At 72.0% G+C, this 15,409-nt stretch carries 17 protein-coding genes; 11 read left to right on the top strand and 6 right to left on the bottom strand.

The genetic code is table 11. The features are described from left to right. Positions 1-4 precede the first annotated feature (4 nt). From ACWD01_RS18670 to ACWD01_RS18660, 3 genes are all read right to left on the bottom strand, one after another. Positions 5-868, bottom strand: coding sequence for a class I SAM-dependent methyltransferase (locus ACWD01_RS18670; RefSeq protein ID WP_451163090.1), 864 nt, complete (start codon positions 866-868; stop codon positions 5-7). A 147-nt stretch (positions 869-1,015) separates the two neighbouring features. Beyond that, complete coding sequence (locus ACWD01_RS18665) at positions 1,016-1,756, bottom strand: class I SAM-dependent methyltransferase (RefSeq protein WP_451163088.1); 741 nt, start codon at positions 1,754-1,756, stop codon at positions 1,016-1,018. Positions 1,757-1,813: 57 nt separating this feature from the next. Further along, entirely contained in the window at positions 1,814-2,116 is a 303-nt protein-coding gene (locus ACWD01_RS18660; RefSeq protein WP_356890482.1) for a 4a-hydroxytetrahydrobiopterin dehydratase, read from the bottom strand. Positions 2,117-2,218: 102 nt separating this feature from the next. Here ACWD01_RS18660 and ACWD01_RS18655 point away from each other — a divergent pair, with 102 nt between their 5' ends. Together ACWD01_RS18655 and ACWD01_RS18650 are read left to right on the top strand one after the other, a co-directional pair. Then, a complete protein-coding gene (locus tag ACWD01_RS18655; RefSeq protein ID WP_451163086.1) occupies positions 2,219-2,725 on the top strand; it encodes an FBP domain-containing protein in 507 nt (168 codons plus the stop codon). 855 nt (positions 2,726-3,580) lie between these two features. Continuing rightward, positions 3,581-4,687 (top strand): M23 family peptidase, encoded by a 1,107-nt coding sequence (locus ACWD01_RS18650; protein WP_451163084.1) that lies wholly within the window; start codon positions 3,581-3,583, stop codon positions 4,685-4,687. Between the two features lie 564 nt (positions 4,688-5,251). Here the strand turns inward: ACWD01_RS18650 and ACWD01_RS18645 are convergent. Next, entirely contained in the window at positions 5,252-6,787 is a 1,536-nt protein-coding gene (locus ACWD01_RS18645; RefSeq protein ID WP_451163082.1) for an ATP-dependent DNA ligase, read from the bottom strand. A 222-nt stretch (positions 6,788-7,009) separates the two neighbouring features. On the opposite strand from ACWD01_RS18645, the gene ACWD01_RS18640 reads away from it, so the two are divergent. The 3 genes from ACWD01_RS18640 to ACWD01_RS18630 all read left to right on the top strand — a co-directional run bounded on the left by ACWD01_RS18640 (position 7,010) and on the right by ACWD01_RS18630 (position 9,888). Next, entirely contained in the window at positions 7,010-8,068 is a 1,059-nt protein-coding gene (locus tag ACWD01_RS18640) for a phosphatidylinositol-specific phospholipase C domain-containing protein (RefSeq protein ID WP_451163080.1), read from the top strand. A gap of 552 nt (positions 8,069-8,620) precedes the next feature. Next, entirely contained in the window at positions 8,621-9,040 is a 420-nt protein-coding gene (locus ACWD01_RS18635) for an SsgA family sporulation/cell division regulator (RefSeq protein WP_451163078.1), read from the top strand. A 35-nt stretch (positions 9,041-9,075) separates the two neighbouring features. Next, complete coding sequence (locus ACWD01_RS18630) at positions 9,076-9,888, top strand: helix-turn-helix domain-containing protein (protein ID WP_451163076.1); 813 nt, start codon at positions 9,076-9,078, stop codon at positions 9,886-9,888. On the opposite strand, the gene ACWD01_RS18625 is transcribed toward ACWD01_RS18630, so the two are convergent. Further along, on the bottom strand, positions 9,878-10,297 hold the full coding sequence (locus tag ACWD01_RS18625) for a hypothetical protein (RefSeq protein ID WP_451163074.1): 420 nt from the start codon (positions 10,295-10,297) through the stop codon (positions 9,878-9,880). The two genes, ACWD01_RS18630 and ACWD01_RS18625, sit on opposite strands and share 11 nt — an antisense overlap. A gap of 384 nt (positions 10,298-10,681) precedes the next feature. Here ACWD01_RS18625 and ACWD01_RS18620 point away from each other — a divergent pair, with 384 nt between their 5' ends. Then, on the top strand, positions 10,682-11,473 hold the full coding sequence (locus ACWD01_RS18620) for a GntR family transcriptional regulator (protein WP_451163204.1): 792 nt from the start codon (positions 10,682-10,684) through the stop codon (positions 11,471-11,473). Here ACWD01_RS18620 and ACWD01_RS18615 read toward each other — a convergent pair. Further along, on the bottom strand, positions 11,457-12,587 hold the full coding sequence (locus ACWD01_RS18615) for a helix-turn-helix domain-containing protein (RefSeq protein ID WP_451163072.1): 1,131 nt from the start codon (positions 12,585-12,587) through the stop codon (positions 11,457-11,459). The genes ACWD01_RS18620 and ACWD01_RS18615 overlap by 17 nt on opposite strands. Positions 12,588-13,270: 683 nt before the next feature. Between ACWD01_RS18615 and ACWD01_RS18610 the strand changes: the two genes are divergently transcribed. From ACWD01_RS18610 to ACWD01_RS18590, 5 genes are read left to right on the top strand one after another with little or no spacing between them, the layout of a single operon-like run. Further along, positions 13,271-13,540, top strand: a complete 270-nt coding sequence (locus tag ACWD01_RS18610) for a DUF6284 family protein (RefSeq protein WP_451163070.1) — start codon at positions 13,271-13,273, stop codon at positions 13,538-13,540. Beyond that, complete coding sequence (locus ACWD01_RS18605) at positions 13,537-13,815, top strand: DUF6303 family protein (protein WP_451163068.1); 279 nt, start codon at positions 13,537-13,539, stop codon at positions 13,813-13,815. Before ACWD01_RS18610 ends, ACWD01_RS18605 begins: the two co-directional genes overlap by 4 nt. Next, on the top strand, positions 13,812-14,675 hold the full coding sequence (locus ACWD01_RS18600) for a protein spdB (RefSeq protein WP_451163066.1): 864 nt from the start codon (positions 13,812-13,814) through the stop codon (positions 14,673-14,675). The genes ACWD01_RS18605 and ACWD01_RS18600 overlap by 4 nt, the downstream gene beginning before the upstream one ends. Then, the gene (locus ACWD01_RS18595) at positions 14,675-15,022 is read left to right on the top strand and encodes an RRQRL motif-containing zinc-binding protein (RefSeq protein WP_451163064.1); all 348 of its coding nucleotides are present in this window, start codon (positions 14,675-14,677) and stop codon (positions 15,020-15,022) included. Before ACWD01_RS18600 ends, ACWD01_RS18595 begins: the two co-directional genes overlap by 1 nt. Continuing rightward, complete coding sequence (locus tag ACWD01_RS18590; RefSeq protein ID WP_451163062.1) at positions 15,006-15,389, top strand: DUF6251 family protein; 384 nt, start codon at positions 15,006-15,008, stop codon at positions 15,387-15,389. Before ACWD01_RS18595 ends, ACWD01_RS18590 begins: the two co-directional genes overlap by 17 nt. Positions 15,390-15,409 lie beyond the last annotated feature (20 nt).

Raw genomic sequence — 15,409 nt, 5'->3', positions numbered from 1 at the left:
CCGGTCAGTCCTTGCGCGCCGTGAACACCGTGCGCGCGGTGAGGAAGTACGCGTCCGGGCGCCGCAGCAGTCCCTCCGGGTCCTCGGGGTCCAGCAGCCGGTCCATGACCGCGAGATCATCGGCGGGCAGCACCTCCTCCACCATGCGGCGCTGCCACGCGAAGCCGGACACCAACTGCTCGCGCACCACGGCCGGCAGGGGCGCCGGGATGTCGAGGAGGAAGGAGCGCGTGCCGCTCGGGGTGAGCCCCGCGGCGGCCAGCAGCGCGCGCCAGTCCTCGCTCTCGTCCTTCGCGCCCGGCAGCTCCGCCCGCATCCGGGCGAACCACTCGTCGACGGCCGCGCCGATCCGGCTCTCCAGGCCGGGCCTGCCGAGCCCGATGTCGCGCGGCAGGTGCCGGGCGGGCAGTCCGCCCTCGAGGAGGGCGAGCATCCCGCCGGGCCGCAGCAGCCCGGCGAGCGCGCCGGTCGCGGCGCGCTGGTCGCCGAGGTGGTGGACCGCCCCCGACGCCCAGATGAGGTCCGCCCCGCCCAGGTCCTCGATCCCGTCGGGCAGTTCGGCGTGGCGGATGCTGATCCGGTCGGCCTGGCCGTTGCGGGCGGCGCGGGTCAGGGCCCGCTCCAGCAGCGGCGCGGTGGCGTCGACGGCGACGACCTCGGCGTACGGGAAGGCCTCCGCGAGCACCCCGGTGATCACGCCGGGGCCGCTGCCGATGTCGAGGACGCGGCGGACGCCGCCTGCGGGGACCAGCTCGCGCAGCCAGTCGGTCGCCTGCCGGTACAGAGGGCTCTGCACCTCCGCGCCGCGCTCCAGCAGCTGGGCCTGCTCGTTCCAGTCGATATGGGTGGAATCGTGGTGATGGCTCATGCCGTCAGGGTCGCGCGAGCGGTCCCGTCCTGGCGAATTTTCTTGCCGTTCCGGCAAAGCACCACCCGTTCGGTGCTCCCGCGGACCGATCGCGCCGGCGCCTTCGAACGCGGCGCCCAGTGCGGCAGCCGCCCGCGCCGGCGCCGGTCAGCCGTCCTTGCGGAAGGCGTGCAGGGCGTACGACGGGTCCGGGCGGCGGACGTCCTGGCCGGGCAGGCGCGCCAGCCGCTCGGCGAGTTCGCGGGCCGTCGTGCCGTCCCGGTCGTCGGTGAACCAGGAGCGGAAACGCCCGGCCAGCAGGTCCTTCGCCGTGCCGCGGGGGCTGCGCCCCTGCCCGTGGCCGGCGAACCGCGCCCGGCCGGCGGGCCGCAGTCCGCCGGCGGCGGCGTACTTCTCGATCAGGCCGGCCCGGTCGGACGCGGCGGCGAACGAGCGGTGGGGGCGCAGTACGGCGTCGATGTCGCTGTCCACGTCGTGGCCGGCGTCCTTGTCGACGGTGGTGACGAACAGCCCGCCGGGCCGCAGCACGCGGGCGGCCTCCGCCACGACGGTGGCAGAGGCGGGCACCAGATGCAGCAGCCAGACGGCGCTGACCGCGTCGACGGCCGCGTCACGCAGCGGCAGCCGCCGCACGTCGCCGAGCACGACGGCCGCCCCGATGCGGCCGGCGGCCTTGCGGGCCATGCCGTGCGAGCCGTCGCAGCCCAGTACGCGCAGGCCGGGGCGGCGCAGCCGCTCGGTCACCAGGCCGGTGCCGCAGCCGATGTCGAGGAGGGTGCGGGCCCGGTCCGGGACCAGACCGAGCACGGCCGCGGCGGCGGCCTCCGCCCTGGGCACACCGCCTCGGGTCGCGTCGTAGACGGCGGCCTCGCGGTCGTAGTCGAGCATGGGCAGAGCATGCCAAACGAAGGCCCTGGTTCGCGCCGGCCCTGGTTCGCACCGGCCCTAGTTCGCGCCGTGGCCCTCGGCGATCCGCTCGACTCGCTCCGCCAGGTTGAAGTCCCGGTCCGTAAGGGCGTTCACATCGTGGGACTGGACGGTGAGGGCGACCGTGTTGTAGCCGAGGGTGAGGTCCGAGTGGTGGTTCAGCTCCTCCTGGATCTGCGCGATGTGCACGACCATGGCGGTGGCCGCGAAGTGCGAGCCGAGGCGGTAGGAGCGGGCGATCCTGTCCCCCTCGAGGGACCAGCCGGGGAGCTCCCGGAGCCGGTCCTCGATCTCCTTCTGTGACAGCGGCTCTGTGGGCATGGCCAGGCTCCTTCCGTGCGGGGCGACAGGTCGGGGACACCATAGATCCGATGCCCGGTAAACCGGATGCCCGCACCCGGCCACGCTGTTACGTTCCACCGGGTGGAACCATTGACCGACAAACAGATCCGTACGTCCTTCGTGAACTGCACCAAGGGTGAGGCCACCCGGATGCGCCTGCCCGCCGACTTCGCGGCGCTTCCCTGGGAGGACCTCGACTTCCTCGGCTGGGTCGACCCGGGCGCCCCGCTCAAGGCGCACCTGGTGCTGCCGCGGGAGGACGGCCCGACCGGCATCACCCTGCGCGTCCCGTCCACGGGCCGGACCAGCGCCGTGAAGTCGAGCATGTGCCAGGCGTGTCTCACCGCGCACGCCTCCTCCGGCGTGACCCTGTTCGCCGCCCCGCTGGCGGGCCCCGCCGGGCGGGAGGGGAACACGGTGGGCACGTATCTCTGCGCGGACCTGGCCTGTTCGCTGTATGTGCGCGGCAAGCGGCAGCCGAAGCTGCGGCACGGGCGGTACGAGGAGAACCTGACGCTCGAGGAGCAGATCGCCCGGACCATGGCCAACCTGTCGGCGTTCGCCGACAAGGTACTGGGCCTCCGCTGAACGCCGGCGCCGGCCGGACGGCCCGCGAGCGGGACCCGAGGACACCCAGAGCCGGGGCGGGTGGCGGCAAGGCTTCCCGACGGGCCGCATCCAAGGCAAGCAGGGCGTCCGGCCTCGGCGAGCCGTCCGCTCCGCCGTCATTGGGCGGATGAATGACGACACCGTGCCCTCGTTGACACGCGTTGACAACAGACCCACACTCGATCAGGTACACGTCAAAACAGAGGGGGTGGGTCAGGTCGATGCACAGACCTTCGACTGCCGTCCCCTCCCGCTCCACCCTCCTCGTTCTCGCCCGGTCGGCCACCGGCGCGTCGGAAGTCGCCACCGCAGGAACCGCTCAGGCCGACGGCTGCCGTACCTGGTCGCCGCACCGGCGGCGTGGCCGGCCCCGCGAGGGCGAGGATTCACCGGCCGCAAGACGACGGCTGCCCTCTGGTCCACTCGGCCCGCGGTGCCCTGAACACCTGCGGCACCAGAGGCTTCTGCACCTGTCCGGCAGCAACGCGGGCGGACCCGCCGCGTCGAGCCGCCGTCCGTACAGTGACGCCGTCGCCCCGGCGCCGGTCGACCCTCGTTCTGCCCTCTCCCCTACGAGCCCGGTACCAACGGTGTCGACGGCCTCCTCCGCCCCATCAGCTCTTGTGCCCCCGATGCCCCGGCACGGCGACCCCCTCACGTCGAGCACCTGAGCAATTGAACACCTGAGCACCCCCTTTGATCTCCTCCAGTCGCGGCATCCGAACCGGTCGCGCCTGCACCGGTCGGCTCCCGGCCGCGCGCTTCGACGGCTCTCCGCGCCTCGCCGTCTGCCCGCCCGGCACACCTTTCTCCCCTACGAAAGGAACACCGCCCATGTTCTCCGCACCGTCCCTGAAACTCACCGTCGCCGCTCTTGCCGTCACCGGTCTGCTCGCCGTCGCGCCTTCGGCGTCGGCGACCCCTGGGGGCTCTGCCACGCTTCCCGTGACCGCCGTCGAGTCGCCGTCCGCCGAGTCACCGTCCGCCGGTGTCACCGCGAAGATGTCGGACGCCGTCGCCGACCGTCTCGGCAACGGCCGCAAGGCACTGATGGACGCCGTCTCCGCGGACGTCCTCTCCCGTTCCCACGACGCCAGGCAACTCGCCCCGGGGGCCGCCGTCGCCAAGCTCGCCGAAGAGGGCCGCAAGGTGGTCGTCGACGTGCGCACCGTTTCACGCGACTGGGCCCGTGGCGTCGCCTACGTCGAGGCGTCGCGCGCGCAGCACGGCGAGCCGGAGGGCTGGCTCTACATCGCCCACCGTAAGGACGGCCAATGGGTCTCGGGCCTCGAAGGCGACCGCGAGTTCGCCGCACACGTGGCCAGATCACCGCTGGTCGGCGAGGCCGAACGGCAGACCATGACGGCCTACGCCGAGCGCAAGGCGACGCCTGAGACGCAGGTGTCGCCGACCGGGGCCCTGGCCAACACGAACGGGCTGCTGCTGCCATGGATGCCCGACTACTACATGACCCTGACCGGTGGCCCGCACGCCCACGACGGCGGGTCCGGCTACTGGAGCGCCCTCGACTTCGCCGGCGGCAACGCCAGCGGGCGAGTCCGTTCGTCCCGTGAAGGCACGGCGACCTCGATGTGCGGCGCCGGTGGCGGCTGGACCCGGGTGATCCACCCCGGCGGCTTCTCCACGGACTACTACCACATGTGGAACGCGACCTACTACAACGGGACGGCGATCTCCCGCAGTGCCCTGCTGGGCAACATCGGCACCGACACCTGTGCCGGTGGTTCCGCATCCGGCGCCCATGTGCACTGGAGCCTGCGCACGTACGACGCCAACTACTCCGGCCGGTACACCTGGCTGAACGGCCGCACCATAGGCGGCTGGACATGGTGGAACGGCTCCAGCCAGTACTCCGGCTGCGGTACCCGTCTCGGCTACACCGCCTGCCCCGGTACGGCGATCTACAACCGCGCCGACTGACGGTATCCCACCCCCTCAACGGGGCGGCACCCCGAAGCCGCCAGGGTCATTGCCGTCGCACGGGCCCTCGCGGCGACGGCCCTGCCGGACGGGCGGCAGCCCGCGCCGCTGTGCCGGCGCCGGCTCTCATGGGCGCCGGCCCGGCCGGGGGCCGGCTCGCCGGAGTCGAAAGCGCCGGCCCGCCCGCCCAGGGAGCCACCGCCCGCGGCCCGGCCCGCCCCGCCGGGCCGGGCCGCGGGCAACGCGGAGACGGCTCTGACCGTCACCGTGCCGTACGGCGTCACCCGACGCGGAAGCCCGCGGCCGGCAGCCGTCCACCGGCAACCAGGCAACGACCCGGGGCGCGCCGTCGGTGGGCAGGACACGGGGGATGGCGACATCAGCCGGCAAAGCCCCGAAGGTCCACCTAGTGTGCGACGGACGCAGGCCTCGACGAGGAGTCGGCGGGCCAGGTCGGGCCGGGCGTGCTGGATGGAGGCGGCCCCTGCGACCAACTCCCGTGATGTGGCCGCCAGTCGGCGCCGACGGTGATCGGCCGGCGCCCCCGGCCGGCGTGTGGGCCCGTCAGCCCGCGGACAGGACCTGTTCGATCGTGTCCGCCTCGGTCGCCGGCTTGTCCGGCCGGTGGCGCAGTACGCGCGCGAAGCGCAGGGCGACCCCGGCCGGGTAGCGGCTGGAGCGCTGCAGTCCGTCGTAGGCGATCTCGACGACGAGTTCCGGCCGCACCCGGACCGTGAAACCGTCGTCGTCGACGGCGAGTTCGCGCAGGATCTCGGTCTGCCGGCGCAGCATCTCGTCGGTGAGCCCCTTGAAGGTCTTGCCGAGCATCACGAAGCCGCCGTCCGCCGCGCGGGCGCCGAGGTGGAGGTTGGACAGCAGTCCGGTGCGCCGGCCGTGGCCCCATTCGACGGCCAGGACGACGAGGTCCAGGGTGTGGACGGGTTTGACCTTGAGCCAGGAGCGGCCGCGGCGCCCGGCGCTGTACGGGGCGCCCAGGGCCTTGACCAGGACGCCCTCGTGACCGCGGTGCAGGGTCGCGGTGAAGAACTCCTCGGCGGCGGCGACCTGTTCCGCCGCGGCCGGGTCGCCGACGACGACGCGCCGCACCCGGGTCGGCTCGGGGACGAGCCGGGCGAGGATCGCGTGCCGTTCGTGGCCGGGCAGGTCGAGCACCAGCTCGCCGTCGGCGGCGAGGACGTCGAAGTACACCGGGTACAGCGGCAGCGTGGCGCGGGCGGTCTCGACGTCGAGGCGGGAGCCCACCCGGGAGGCGATGTCCTGGAACGGTACGGGCCGGCCGTCGTCCGCCATCGCGATGACCTCGCCGTCGAGAATGAACCCGTCGCCGGTCATCTCCCGCGCCTGCTGCGCCACTTCGGGCAGCCGGCCGGTGATGTCGTCGAGGGACCTGGTGTAGATCCGGACATCGGTTCCGGCGCGGTGCACCTGGACGCGGATGCCGTCGAGCTTCTCCTCGACGGCGCAGGGGGCGCCGAGCGCCGCGACCGCCTCGGTCACGGACTTCGCGGTGTGCGCCAGCATCGGCTGCACGGGGCTGCCGACCCGCAGCCGGAACCCTTCGAGGGCCGCCGGCCCCTCGGCGAGCAGCGCCGCGGCCACGCGGGGCAGCGAGCCCTCCAGCATGACGGCGCGCCGTACGTCGGCCGCGGGCGCGCCGGCCGCTTCGGCGACCGCTTCGAGCGCGACGGCGTCCAGTGCTCCCTGGCGTACCTCACCGGTGAGGAGCCGCAGCAGGAAGCGCTGCTCCTCGGCGGTGGCCGCGGACATCAGCCGGTGGACGCCGCTGCGGCGTTCCGCCTGGGCGCCGGGACCGGAGACCCGGGCGAGGGCGGCGAGCGCGGCGTCGGTCTCGCCGACGGTGAGGGCCGGCGCGGGGGCTGGTGGTACGGGCTCCTTCAGGACGCTCCAGCCGATGCCGATGCGGCCCTGCGGCACCCGTCCGGCGAGGTAGGAGATGACGAGCGCGACGTCCTCGGGCGATGCCTCCGCGAACAGGTCCGCCAGCGCAGCGATCTTGCGCGAGCGGGCGGAGGTGGCGGCGACCTCGCGGGAGACTTCGGCGACGCGGGCGAGCAGCATGCGGCCATCGTGCCCCGGCCGGACGGCGCCCGCACCCCGGCACGGCGCCCGCCGGAACGGCCCTTCGGCGGGCGGACACCGCGGCGATTCCGGGCCCCGCAGTGGCCGGGTACAGTCTCCCCACGGTTCACCCAACTCCCCTAGCCTTCCGTCGACTTGACCCCGTCATGCAGCGATCCGCCGGGCGGGGCCCACCATCCGACGCAAAGGCAGGGACCCCCCATGGGCACGTTCTCGCGCGCCGCTGTGACGACGACCGTCGCGGCCGGACTGCTCTCCCTCGCGCTCGCCCCCGCACAGGCGACCACCACCGGCCAGGCGGACACGGGGCGGCTCCCGTACTCCGCCACCACCGGGGTCGGCGTGCACAACGCCTACGAGAAGTCGAAGTACCCCTATTTCGCGGACGCGCTGGACTCCGGCGCGGGCATGCTGGAGATCGACGTGTGGACCAACGCCTTCGGCCGGTCGTGGCGGGTCTCGCACAGCAATCCGACGGGGAACGACAACAACTGCGTGAACGCGTCGACGGCCGCCGAGCTGCGCGCCGGGTCGAGGAACCAGGACCTCGGGGGCTGTCTGGCCGACATGCGGGCCTGGCACGACGCGAACCCCGGGCACCGGCCGATCCTGATCAAGCTGGAGCTCAAGGACGGTTTCCAGGGCCGGCAGGGCCGCGGGCCGGCGGCGCTGGACGCGCTGCTGACCGCGCGCCTCGGTGACGCCCTGTACCGGCCGGCGGACCTGGTCCGCGGGCACCGTGACCTCGACACGGCGGTGCGGGCGGACGGCTGGCCGGCGCGTTCGGCGCTGGCGGGGAAGTTCATGGTCGAGCTGATCCCGGGCACGCTGGAGGAGGACAATCCGTTCGACTCCCTGTGGACCGACCGCGAGTACGCGACACATCTGCGCGGCCTCGCCGCGGCGGGCCGCCTCGGCGAGGCGGGCGCGTTCCCGGCGGTCCACCACGCCGCGGCGGGCGACCCGCGCGGCCGGTACGCGGACGCCTCGATCCGCCCCTGGTTCGTCGTCTTCGACGGGGACGCGGCGGCGTACGCGGGCGGCTCGATCGACACCGCCTGGTATGCCCGGAACCACTACCTCGTGGTGATGACCGCCGCGCACAACGTCGCTCCGGCGATCGACGGCACGAACCCGACCGAGCAGCAGGCCCGTGACCGCCTGTCGCTGCTGGCGGGGCGGCACGCGAGCGTGGTGTCCGCCGACTGGTATCCGCTGCCGTCGGTGCTGGGCTCGGTGGTCGCCAGGGGCGGTGCGTGACCGGCCGCGGGAGGCGTGTCCCGAAATCATCGCTCAGCCGGTAACTGGGGGTAACGCTCGTCACAGCCGGGCCCCGGAGTTCCCGGAATGCTACTGAGTGGTTTATCGTTCATCTACACGTGGGTGTGGACGGGACAGTGTCCCCGGGCCTCACCTTTTACCCGCAGGGAAGATCGTCCGACCGAAGCCCTGTGGGGCGTTCCGCCGAGAGGCGACCGCCGTTCGCGCCCACGCCCTGTGACCGCCCCGGCCGGAAACCCCCGTCCGGCCGGGGCACCCTCATTTCCCGCCTCCGCCGCCGCCCCTCCCGGGCGGCGGCGGTCGGCGATGCGACGCCGGCCCGCCCGCTGGTGCCGGGTACCCGCGCGTAACCAGCCAGGTGTCCCGTTTACGGGGATATGCGTTGGCGCAAAAGCCTAGCCATCCTGGCGCAATCGTTTCAGTCTTGGTGATGCAGGTCACACGCGCCACTGGCGTCGCGCCCCGGCTGAGCCGGACCGTGCCGGCGTACGTGCACGAGAGCGGAACCGCACAGCAGCAGAGGAGCGAGCGATGTCATCGACCATCGAGCAATCCGTCCGGGCCCGCCTCATCAGCGACGCGCCCCACTCCATGGCCGTCCCGGTGGTCCTCCGCTACAGCGACACCGACCCGTTCGCCGTCCGGATGGCCTTCCCGCCCGAGGCCTGCCTGAACGAGACCGGTGTGACCTGGACCTTCGCCCGCAGCCTGCTCGATGCGGGGCTGCGCGCCCCGTCCGGGGACGGCGACGTGCACATCTGGCCGTGCGGGCGGGTGCAGACCATGATCGAGCTGCGCTCGCCGGAGGGCGTCGCGCTGCTCCAGCTCGATACGGCCAGCCTGCGGCGGTTCCTGGTCCGCAGCTACGCGACCGTGCCGGCGGGCAACGAGGCGGCCGCCCAGGACCTCGACCGGGCGCTCGCCGCACTGCTGGGCAACGCACGCGGCTGAGGCGCGGACGGGCCGTGTCGTAATACCGTCCGGTCATGACAACTGCCGTGTCCGGTACCGGAGTCGGGCCGCTGCTGCGCCGCTGGCGCGAGGAGCGCCGGATCAGCCAGCTCGAACTGGCCCTGCGCGCCGATTCCTCGGCCCGCCACATCAGCTTCGTGGAGACGGGCCGCTCCCGCCCCAGTGAGGAGATGGTCCTGCGTCTGGCCGAGCACCTCGACGTCCCCGTACGGGAGCGCAACTCCCTGCTGCTGGCGGCCGGTTACGCACCCCGTTACGCCGAGACGCCGCTGGACGACCCGTCGATGGAGGCGCTGCGCGAGGGCATGGAGCGGCTGCTGCAGGGCTACGAGCCGTACCCGGCGCTGGTCGTCGACGGCGCGTACAACGTGCTCGCCGCCAACCGGGGCATCGCGATGCTGCTCGACGGGCTGCCGGAGCATCTGCTCACCGCGCCGCTGAACGCCATGCGGATCACCCTGCACCCCGAGGGCCTCGCGCCCAGGATCCGCAACCTGCCCGAGTGGCGCGGCCATCTGCTGGAGCAGATGCGGCGGCAGCTCGCCCCGGCCCGCTCCGGCGCGCTGCGCAGGCTGTACGACGAGGTCGCCGCGTATCCGCTGCCCGAGGGGGCCGGTGACGAGTGGAGCGTCGCGCCGGGCGAGGCGCCGTACCCGTACTTCGCGCTGCCGCTGCGGATCGAGCACGCGGGCCGGACGCTCTCCTTCGTGTCCTCGATCTCGACCTTCAACACGCCGCTGGACGTGACCGTCGCCGAGCTGGCCATCGAGACGCTGCTCCCGGCCGACCCGGCGACGGCGAAGTATCTGCGGTCGCTCACTCCGTAGCGGCGGCGCGCAGCGCCGACCACTGCAGGACGGCGAAGCCCGCGACGACCAGCGCCTGCAGCACGGTCCAGACCGCGCCCACGGCGGTGGGTTCCAGCCACAGCGCGAGGGCGGCGACGCTGAGCAGGGACCACAGGATGTTGGCGTCGACGACGAGCGTGACGCCGGCCCGCGGCGGCCGGGGACGGGCGGCGAGGAGGCCGACGCCCAGCCCGTAGGCGACGAGGAAGACGCCGAGGCCGGTCAGGAGCGTGCCGTCGACGCCGAGCAGCCGCCCGAGCGGCCCCGAGGCCGCCGCGTACGCGACGCCGTTGGCGCCGGAGACGACGGCGTCCGCGGCCAGGAACCGGCGCAGCACGGTCCGCGGCTCGGTGGTACGGGAGATGCCGGTGAGCAGGGCAGTGGACATGGCGGATCAGCCTCCGTCGAGGTGTACGGGCCGGTCGTGGGGCCGGAACCCGGGCGGAGTGCGCCGCCCGGGACCCGGTGCACTCAGCCTGCCGCGCGCCGCAGGAGCGGTCGATTACGCGTGAGGTAATGCGGCTTGTCGGGCGGCTGCACTCGGCATCCGCCCGACTTCGCGGGTAGGCCCCTGGATCGTCCACCGAAGTCCACGGGAGTCCGCCTAGTGTCGCCCCGGGTGGCTCCCCTTCTGGCTCCCATGGCTCCCCTCACCGCCGGAGCCGGACGCAGGCCACAAATAGCCCGCATCAATTCAAGACCGACCGGAGGTCGCATGGAATTCGCCAGCTACGCTGGTACGCACCACTTCAGAATGGAGAGTGCTGCGCGGATGGGACCGAAGACGGCGAAGGTCTACGAAACGATTCGTGCGCGACTCGCTTCGGGCGAGTACGCCCCCGGTGACAAGCTGCCGTCGGAGCGTGCCCTTGTCGAAGAACTCGGCATCGGGCGGACCGCGCTGCGGCAGGTCTTGGCGCGCCTGGTCGGAGAGGGAGCGCTGGAGGTCCGCGACCGCAGCTCCTACCGAGTCCCGGGCGGCAGCGTGAGCGTCAAGACGCCGGAAGGGCTGGAGGCGTGGCGCATCCACGGTGAGCGCAACGTCTATGACAACCGCTGGGTCAAGCTCGAACTCTGGGACGTGGAGCCGCCCGGAGTGAAGCGCTTTGAGCACCACGTCGTGAAGCTTCACCATGTCGCGATCACGGCCGTACTGGACGACCGGGATCGAGTGCTGATGATGTGGCGGTACCGCTTCGTCCCGAAGCAATGGGGCTGGGAGCTCCCTGGCGGCATCGTTGACGAGGGGGAAGAGGCCAGCGCCACAGCGCTCCGCGAAGTCGTGGAAGAGACCGGCTGGCGGCCCAAGTCACTGGAGCACGTCGTCACCTATCAGCCCATGGTCGGCATGGTGGACTCGCCCCATGAGATCTTCGTGGGTCGCGGAGCCGAGCAAGTTGGCGAGCCGACAGACCTTGAAGAGGCCGGCCACATCGAGTGGGTGCCGCTCGCGGACATCCCGGGTTTGATGGCCCGCGGTGAGCTCATGGGCTCCGGCACCCTCGTTGCTCTGCTCCACATCCTGGCGAACCGCAGCAAGCCCGGAGCTACAGCCGGGCGCTGAGAAGGTCGATGCGGCGGCGCTGCCGCACGGACCCGGTGCGGTTCGCGAGTAGTCGGGCCTGCCGCAAGTGCGAGTTGGCTTCGTCGTATTCGGCGCGAGCGAGGTGGGCCTGGACCAGATCGCTGTGGAGACCGGCTTGCGCCCGGATGAACGTCGCGTCCATGACCTTCAATGCGCCGTACAGGCTGGTGACGGCTTCATCGTCGCCGAGAAGGGCGAGGACGTTGCCCCGCCACCGGGCGAGGTGGGCGCCATTCAGAAAGATGCTCAGCATGTCCGGGTCGCGGTCTTCCGGCCCGGCCGGGATGACTGCCTCGGCTGCGTCAAGGGCTTTCCGGCAGTCATCAGGCATGTCGGCGTGGGCGCATAGCTCTGCTTCGGCCGCGTAGAGCCATGCTCGCAGCCGAGGAGATCCCGCCTGCGCCAGCGTGCGATGCGCATCGCGGACCAGGTCGACACCGAGCGCCGGCCGACCGGCCGCGCACAGGACGTACGCCTGCTCTGCCGTGGCGTGGGCCAGGTACATCGGTGCTTCCGCATCCCGCGCTGCCCGCTTGGCGAGTTCGTAGTGCCTCCAGGCGCGTTCGACTGCGCCCGAGTCGATGGCCTGCCATGCCGCGAGCGTTGAAGCACCGGCCAGGGCGAGCGCCACAGGGCGCCGTGCGCTGGGAAGAACAGCGAAGTTCAGCGTCTCTTCGAGTGATGCCAGGTGCCCCGTCATTTGGTCAACGAGACCAGCGGAACCCATTTGGCGGTCCATGGTGCGGAGCAACTCGGTCTGGTCGTTGAATGCCTTCACCATGGACGCGCTGACACTGCCGGCAGCATCGATCCGGCTCAGCAGTTCGTCGTATCCGTCCGCCCTCTCTGGTGTGGCCTGCGGCGGGCTACTCCTGAGTTCTGTGTCGGTGGCACCGAGGAGTTGGCGGAGGATCGCCGCGTAGCGGTCGGAGATAGCCCGCTTGCCGTTCTCCCATTCGGACACGTAGACGCGCAGGCTTGCCGTGGATGCGACATCGGTGACGTGCCTCCGGGCGTACTGCTCGATCTCCCGAATCAGTCGTTCCTGAGACCAGCCCCGCGCTGTCCGCGCGGTTCGAAGTCCTGTGCTCACAGGTCACCACCAGGTGGTTGATCGGTTCACGGACCGTTCCAGCATGCCTCACATCGTCGCAGGTCAACAAGGGTTAACAGGCCTGCTGTTAAGGGCTGTTGGCTACCGGCCATGCCCCATGAGCGGGTCTTCTGTAGATGCGCCAAGGCGGGCGACCGCCACCCCAATCGGTGATGCCGCTTGACTCTGGTGCGCACCAGATGCAATCTGTTGGTGCGCACCAGATGGGCGGAGCTTCTCCGGTCAGAACGGTGCGCTGAGGGGCCTTCTTTGGGCTGCTCGGACTTGCTGAACAACTGGACAGCGTGATCCACCGCAGCACCACGGCCGTGAGGACGCCGGCCGAGGCGAGTGGAGACCAGCCGACCGAGAAACGGCCCGTGTCACAACCGGGCCCACACCCCCTGACCGGGGAACGCCATCGGCTCTAAGAACCGCACGACACACCTTGAAGCTGCAACGACATCCGGGATTTCGGACCTCTCCGGGTCGAGCAGCGTCGTGCGAAAGAGGAGATCCGAACCCTGTACCAGCGCTCACGGTGCCCGACACCACAGCCGTTTCGGCGGTGTCGGGTCGCCGTGGTCGCTCGTAGCCCACGACCGACCCACCCAACGGCGCGGCTCCGGTGTCCTACCACCGGAGCCGCTTCGAGCCGTTCCTGTCTGAGAGGAACACGACTCATGAAGCACATCGTTGCTGTTCAGGCGGTTGTTACCGCCGCCCCGTTTGACCGTGAGCCGTCGGCCGCGGAGCTGGACGCGATCGAGCGTGAGATGCCCGTCATCGTGGCGGAGGTCGAGTTGCTGGACGCGCAGATCACCGCCATGGACCGGCCGGTGAACGAGCTGGACATGCGGCGGGTGCGTCGGGCCCGGAACCGGGTGATGGCCGCCCGCCGCGACCTGACCAACCGCACCGCTTCCGTTGCGGCGCCGGGGGGTGCGGCATGACGCGCACCGCTCGGTTGTCGAACACGTTCCTTGGCGATTGGGAGGTGTACGTCGTCACCGACGCTCCCGACGCCCTGGACTGGCCCACCCATCGGTTCGGCCGTTCTGCCCCGATCCCGACGCTCGATCAGCGGGTCGAGGCGCTGGCCGCTCTCGGCTACGCGCCGGTCGGCGGGGCCGAGTGGGAGTGGTTGGAGCTGTCCGACCTGGGCGACACACGGGTCTGGTTGTTCGCCTCGCTCACCGTCCGGCGGGTGGACGGGGGTGCGGCATGAACGCCAAGACTGTTCTGCCGGCCGTCGCGATGACGGGCGTGTCCATGGTGTTGACCCTCGCGGTGGTCGTGATGTGGCTGGGCGGGGCGATGCCGTGGCCGGTCGCTGTGGTCGTCGGTCTGGGGATCGATGGCGGGTGGCTCGCCACTCTGGCCTACGAACGTCGCCTGGCCGCGCAGGGTGACCACTCCACTCCGGTCACGGCGGTGGGCTGGTTCTTCGGTCTGGTCGCCACGGCGGTTCTGGTCGCCCACGCGCTCACCGCCGAAGAGTCGGCCGGCGCGTGGCTGGCGGTCGCCTGGCTGCCCATCGCGGCGAAGGCGCTGTGGCTGGTGCACGGTCTGTGGGAGCGGACCGCGCTCACCCCGTCCGCGCTCGGTGCGATCCGCGGTATTCAGCAGGAGGCCCGCGACGAAGCGGCCGTGGCGCGTGCCCGGCTGCGGGCCGACTCTGTCACCGAGGAGACGCGGCTGACCGCTGTGACGGCGGCCGGGGCGCGCGTCGCACGCGTCCAGGCGAAGACCGCGCAGACGCTCTCGCGGGCGTGGTCGACGCTCGAATCCGCCCGGGACGGTGAGGACACGAGTAGGGCGCTGACCAGCGTGACGAGCCGCGTCACGTCCGGCGTCACACCGTCGTGGGAGCTGCCGGTCTGGGGCCCCACCGAGCCGGTTCCGACCCTCGCCCTGGAAGCGGCACCGGCACTCACCGATGAAGTCCTGGAGCGGCTGGTCGACCAGATCCGGCACAGCGAAACCCCCGCCCTGTCGTATCGCGAGATGGCCACCCGGTTCCGTGCGGCCGGGCACTCCGCATCCGAGGTCCGGCTGCGGGCCGCGTGGAAACGCGTGGCGGCGTAATGGCCGGGCTGCCGGTCTACCGGTGGCGTCTTGCCCCGGACGGCTACGCCACCCGCCGCCAACTGCGGACGCTCGGGCTGCGGCCCGGCGGGCAGGACGTGGCCGCGCAGCTTGAACGGCCCCGCCGCCGTCGTGGCCCGCTGGTCGCCTACCTGTACCGCATCGACCGCGCGGTCCCCGTCCGGCCGATGACCCCGGGCCGGTGGGCGGCTCTGGCGAAGGCGAATGCCGCCCGCCGCGTGTGCCCCGAGTGCGGGCGCGATGCCGGATACGTCATCCCCGTGTCGCTCGGCACCTGCGTGCCCTGCGCCTACCCGCAAGGAGAAGCCCATGGATTCGCTGCCTGAGCTGGCCCGTGTGGTGCAGCTCCCGGACGGCACCCACGTCTACGTCCAGCCCGACCAACTGCCCGCCGTGCCGCAGCCCTACAGCGGCCCGCAGGTCGTGCACCAGCACGTCCACCACGCCCCGCCGGACCGGACGGTACAGCGCATCGCGCTCGGTTCCGGTGTCGGCGCCGGGGCGGTCGCGGCCGGCGTCTACTTCGGCCCCCTGCTCGTCGGCGTGCTGACCGCGATGGCCGCCAACCTGGCACTGCTCGCCCTGATCGCGTCGGTGTGCGCCTGGGGCGTGGTCACGGTCGTCAAGTCGGTCGGTGGTGCGGACGGCAAGGCCGCCGCGAAGAACATCGCCAAGGCCCGTCGCCGTCGCTGACGGCTGCCCCTCGTTGCCCG

The organism is Streptomyces sp. NPDC002835 (assembly GCF_053591995.1).
This window is presented reverse-complemented; position numbering and strand designations above follow the sequence as displayed.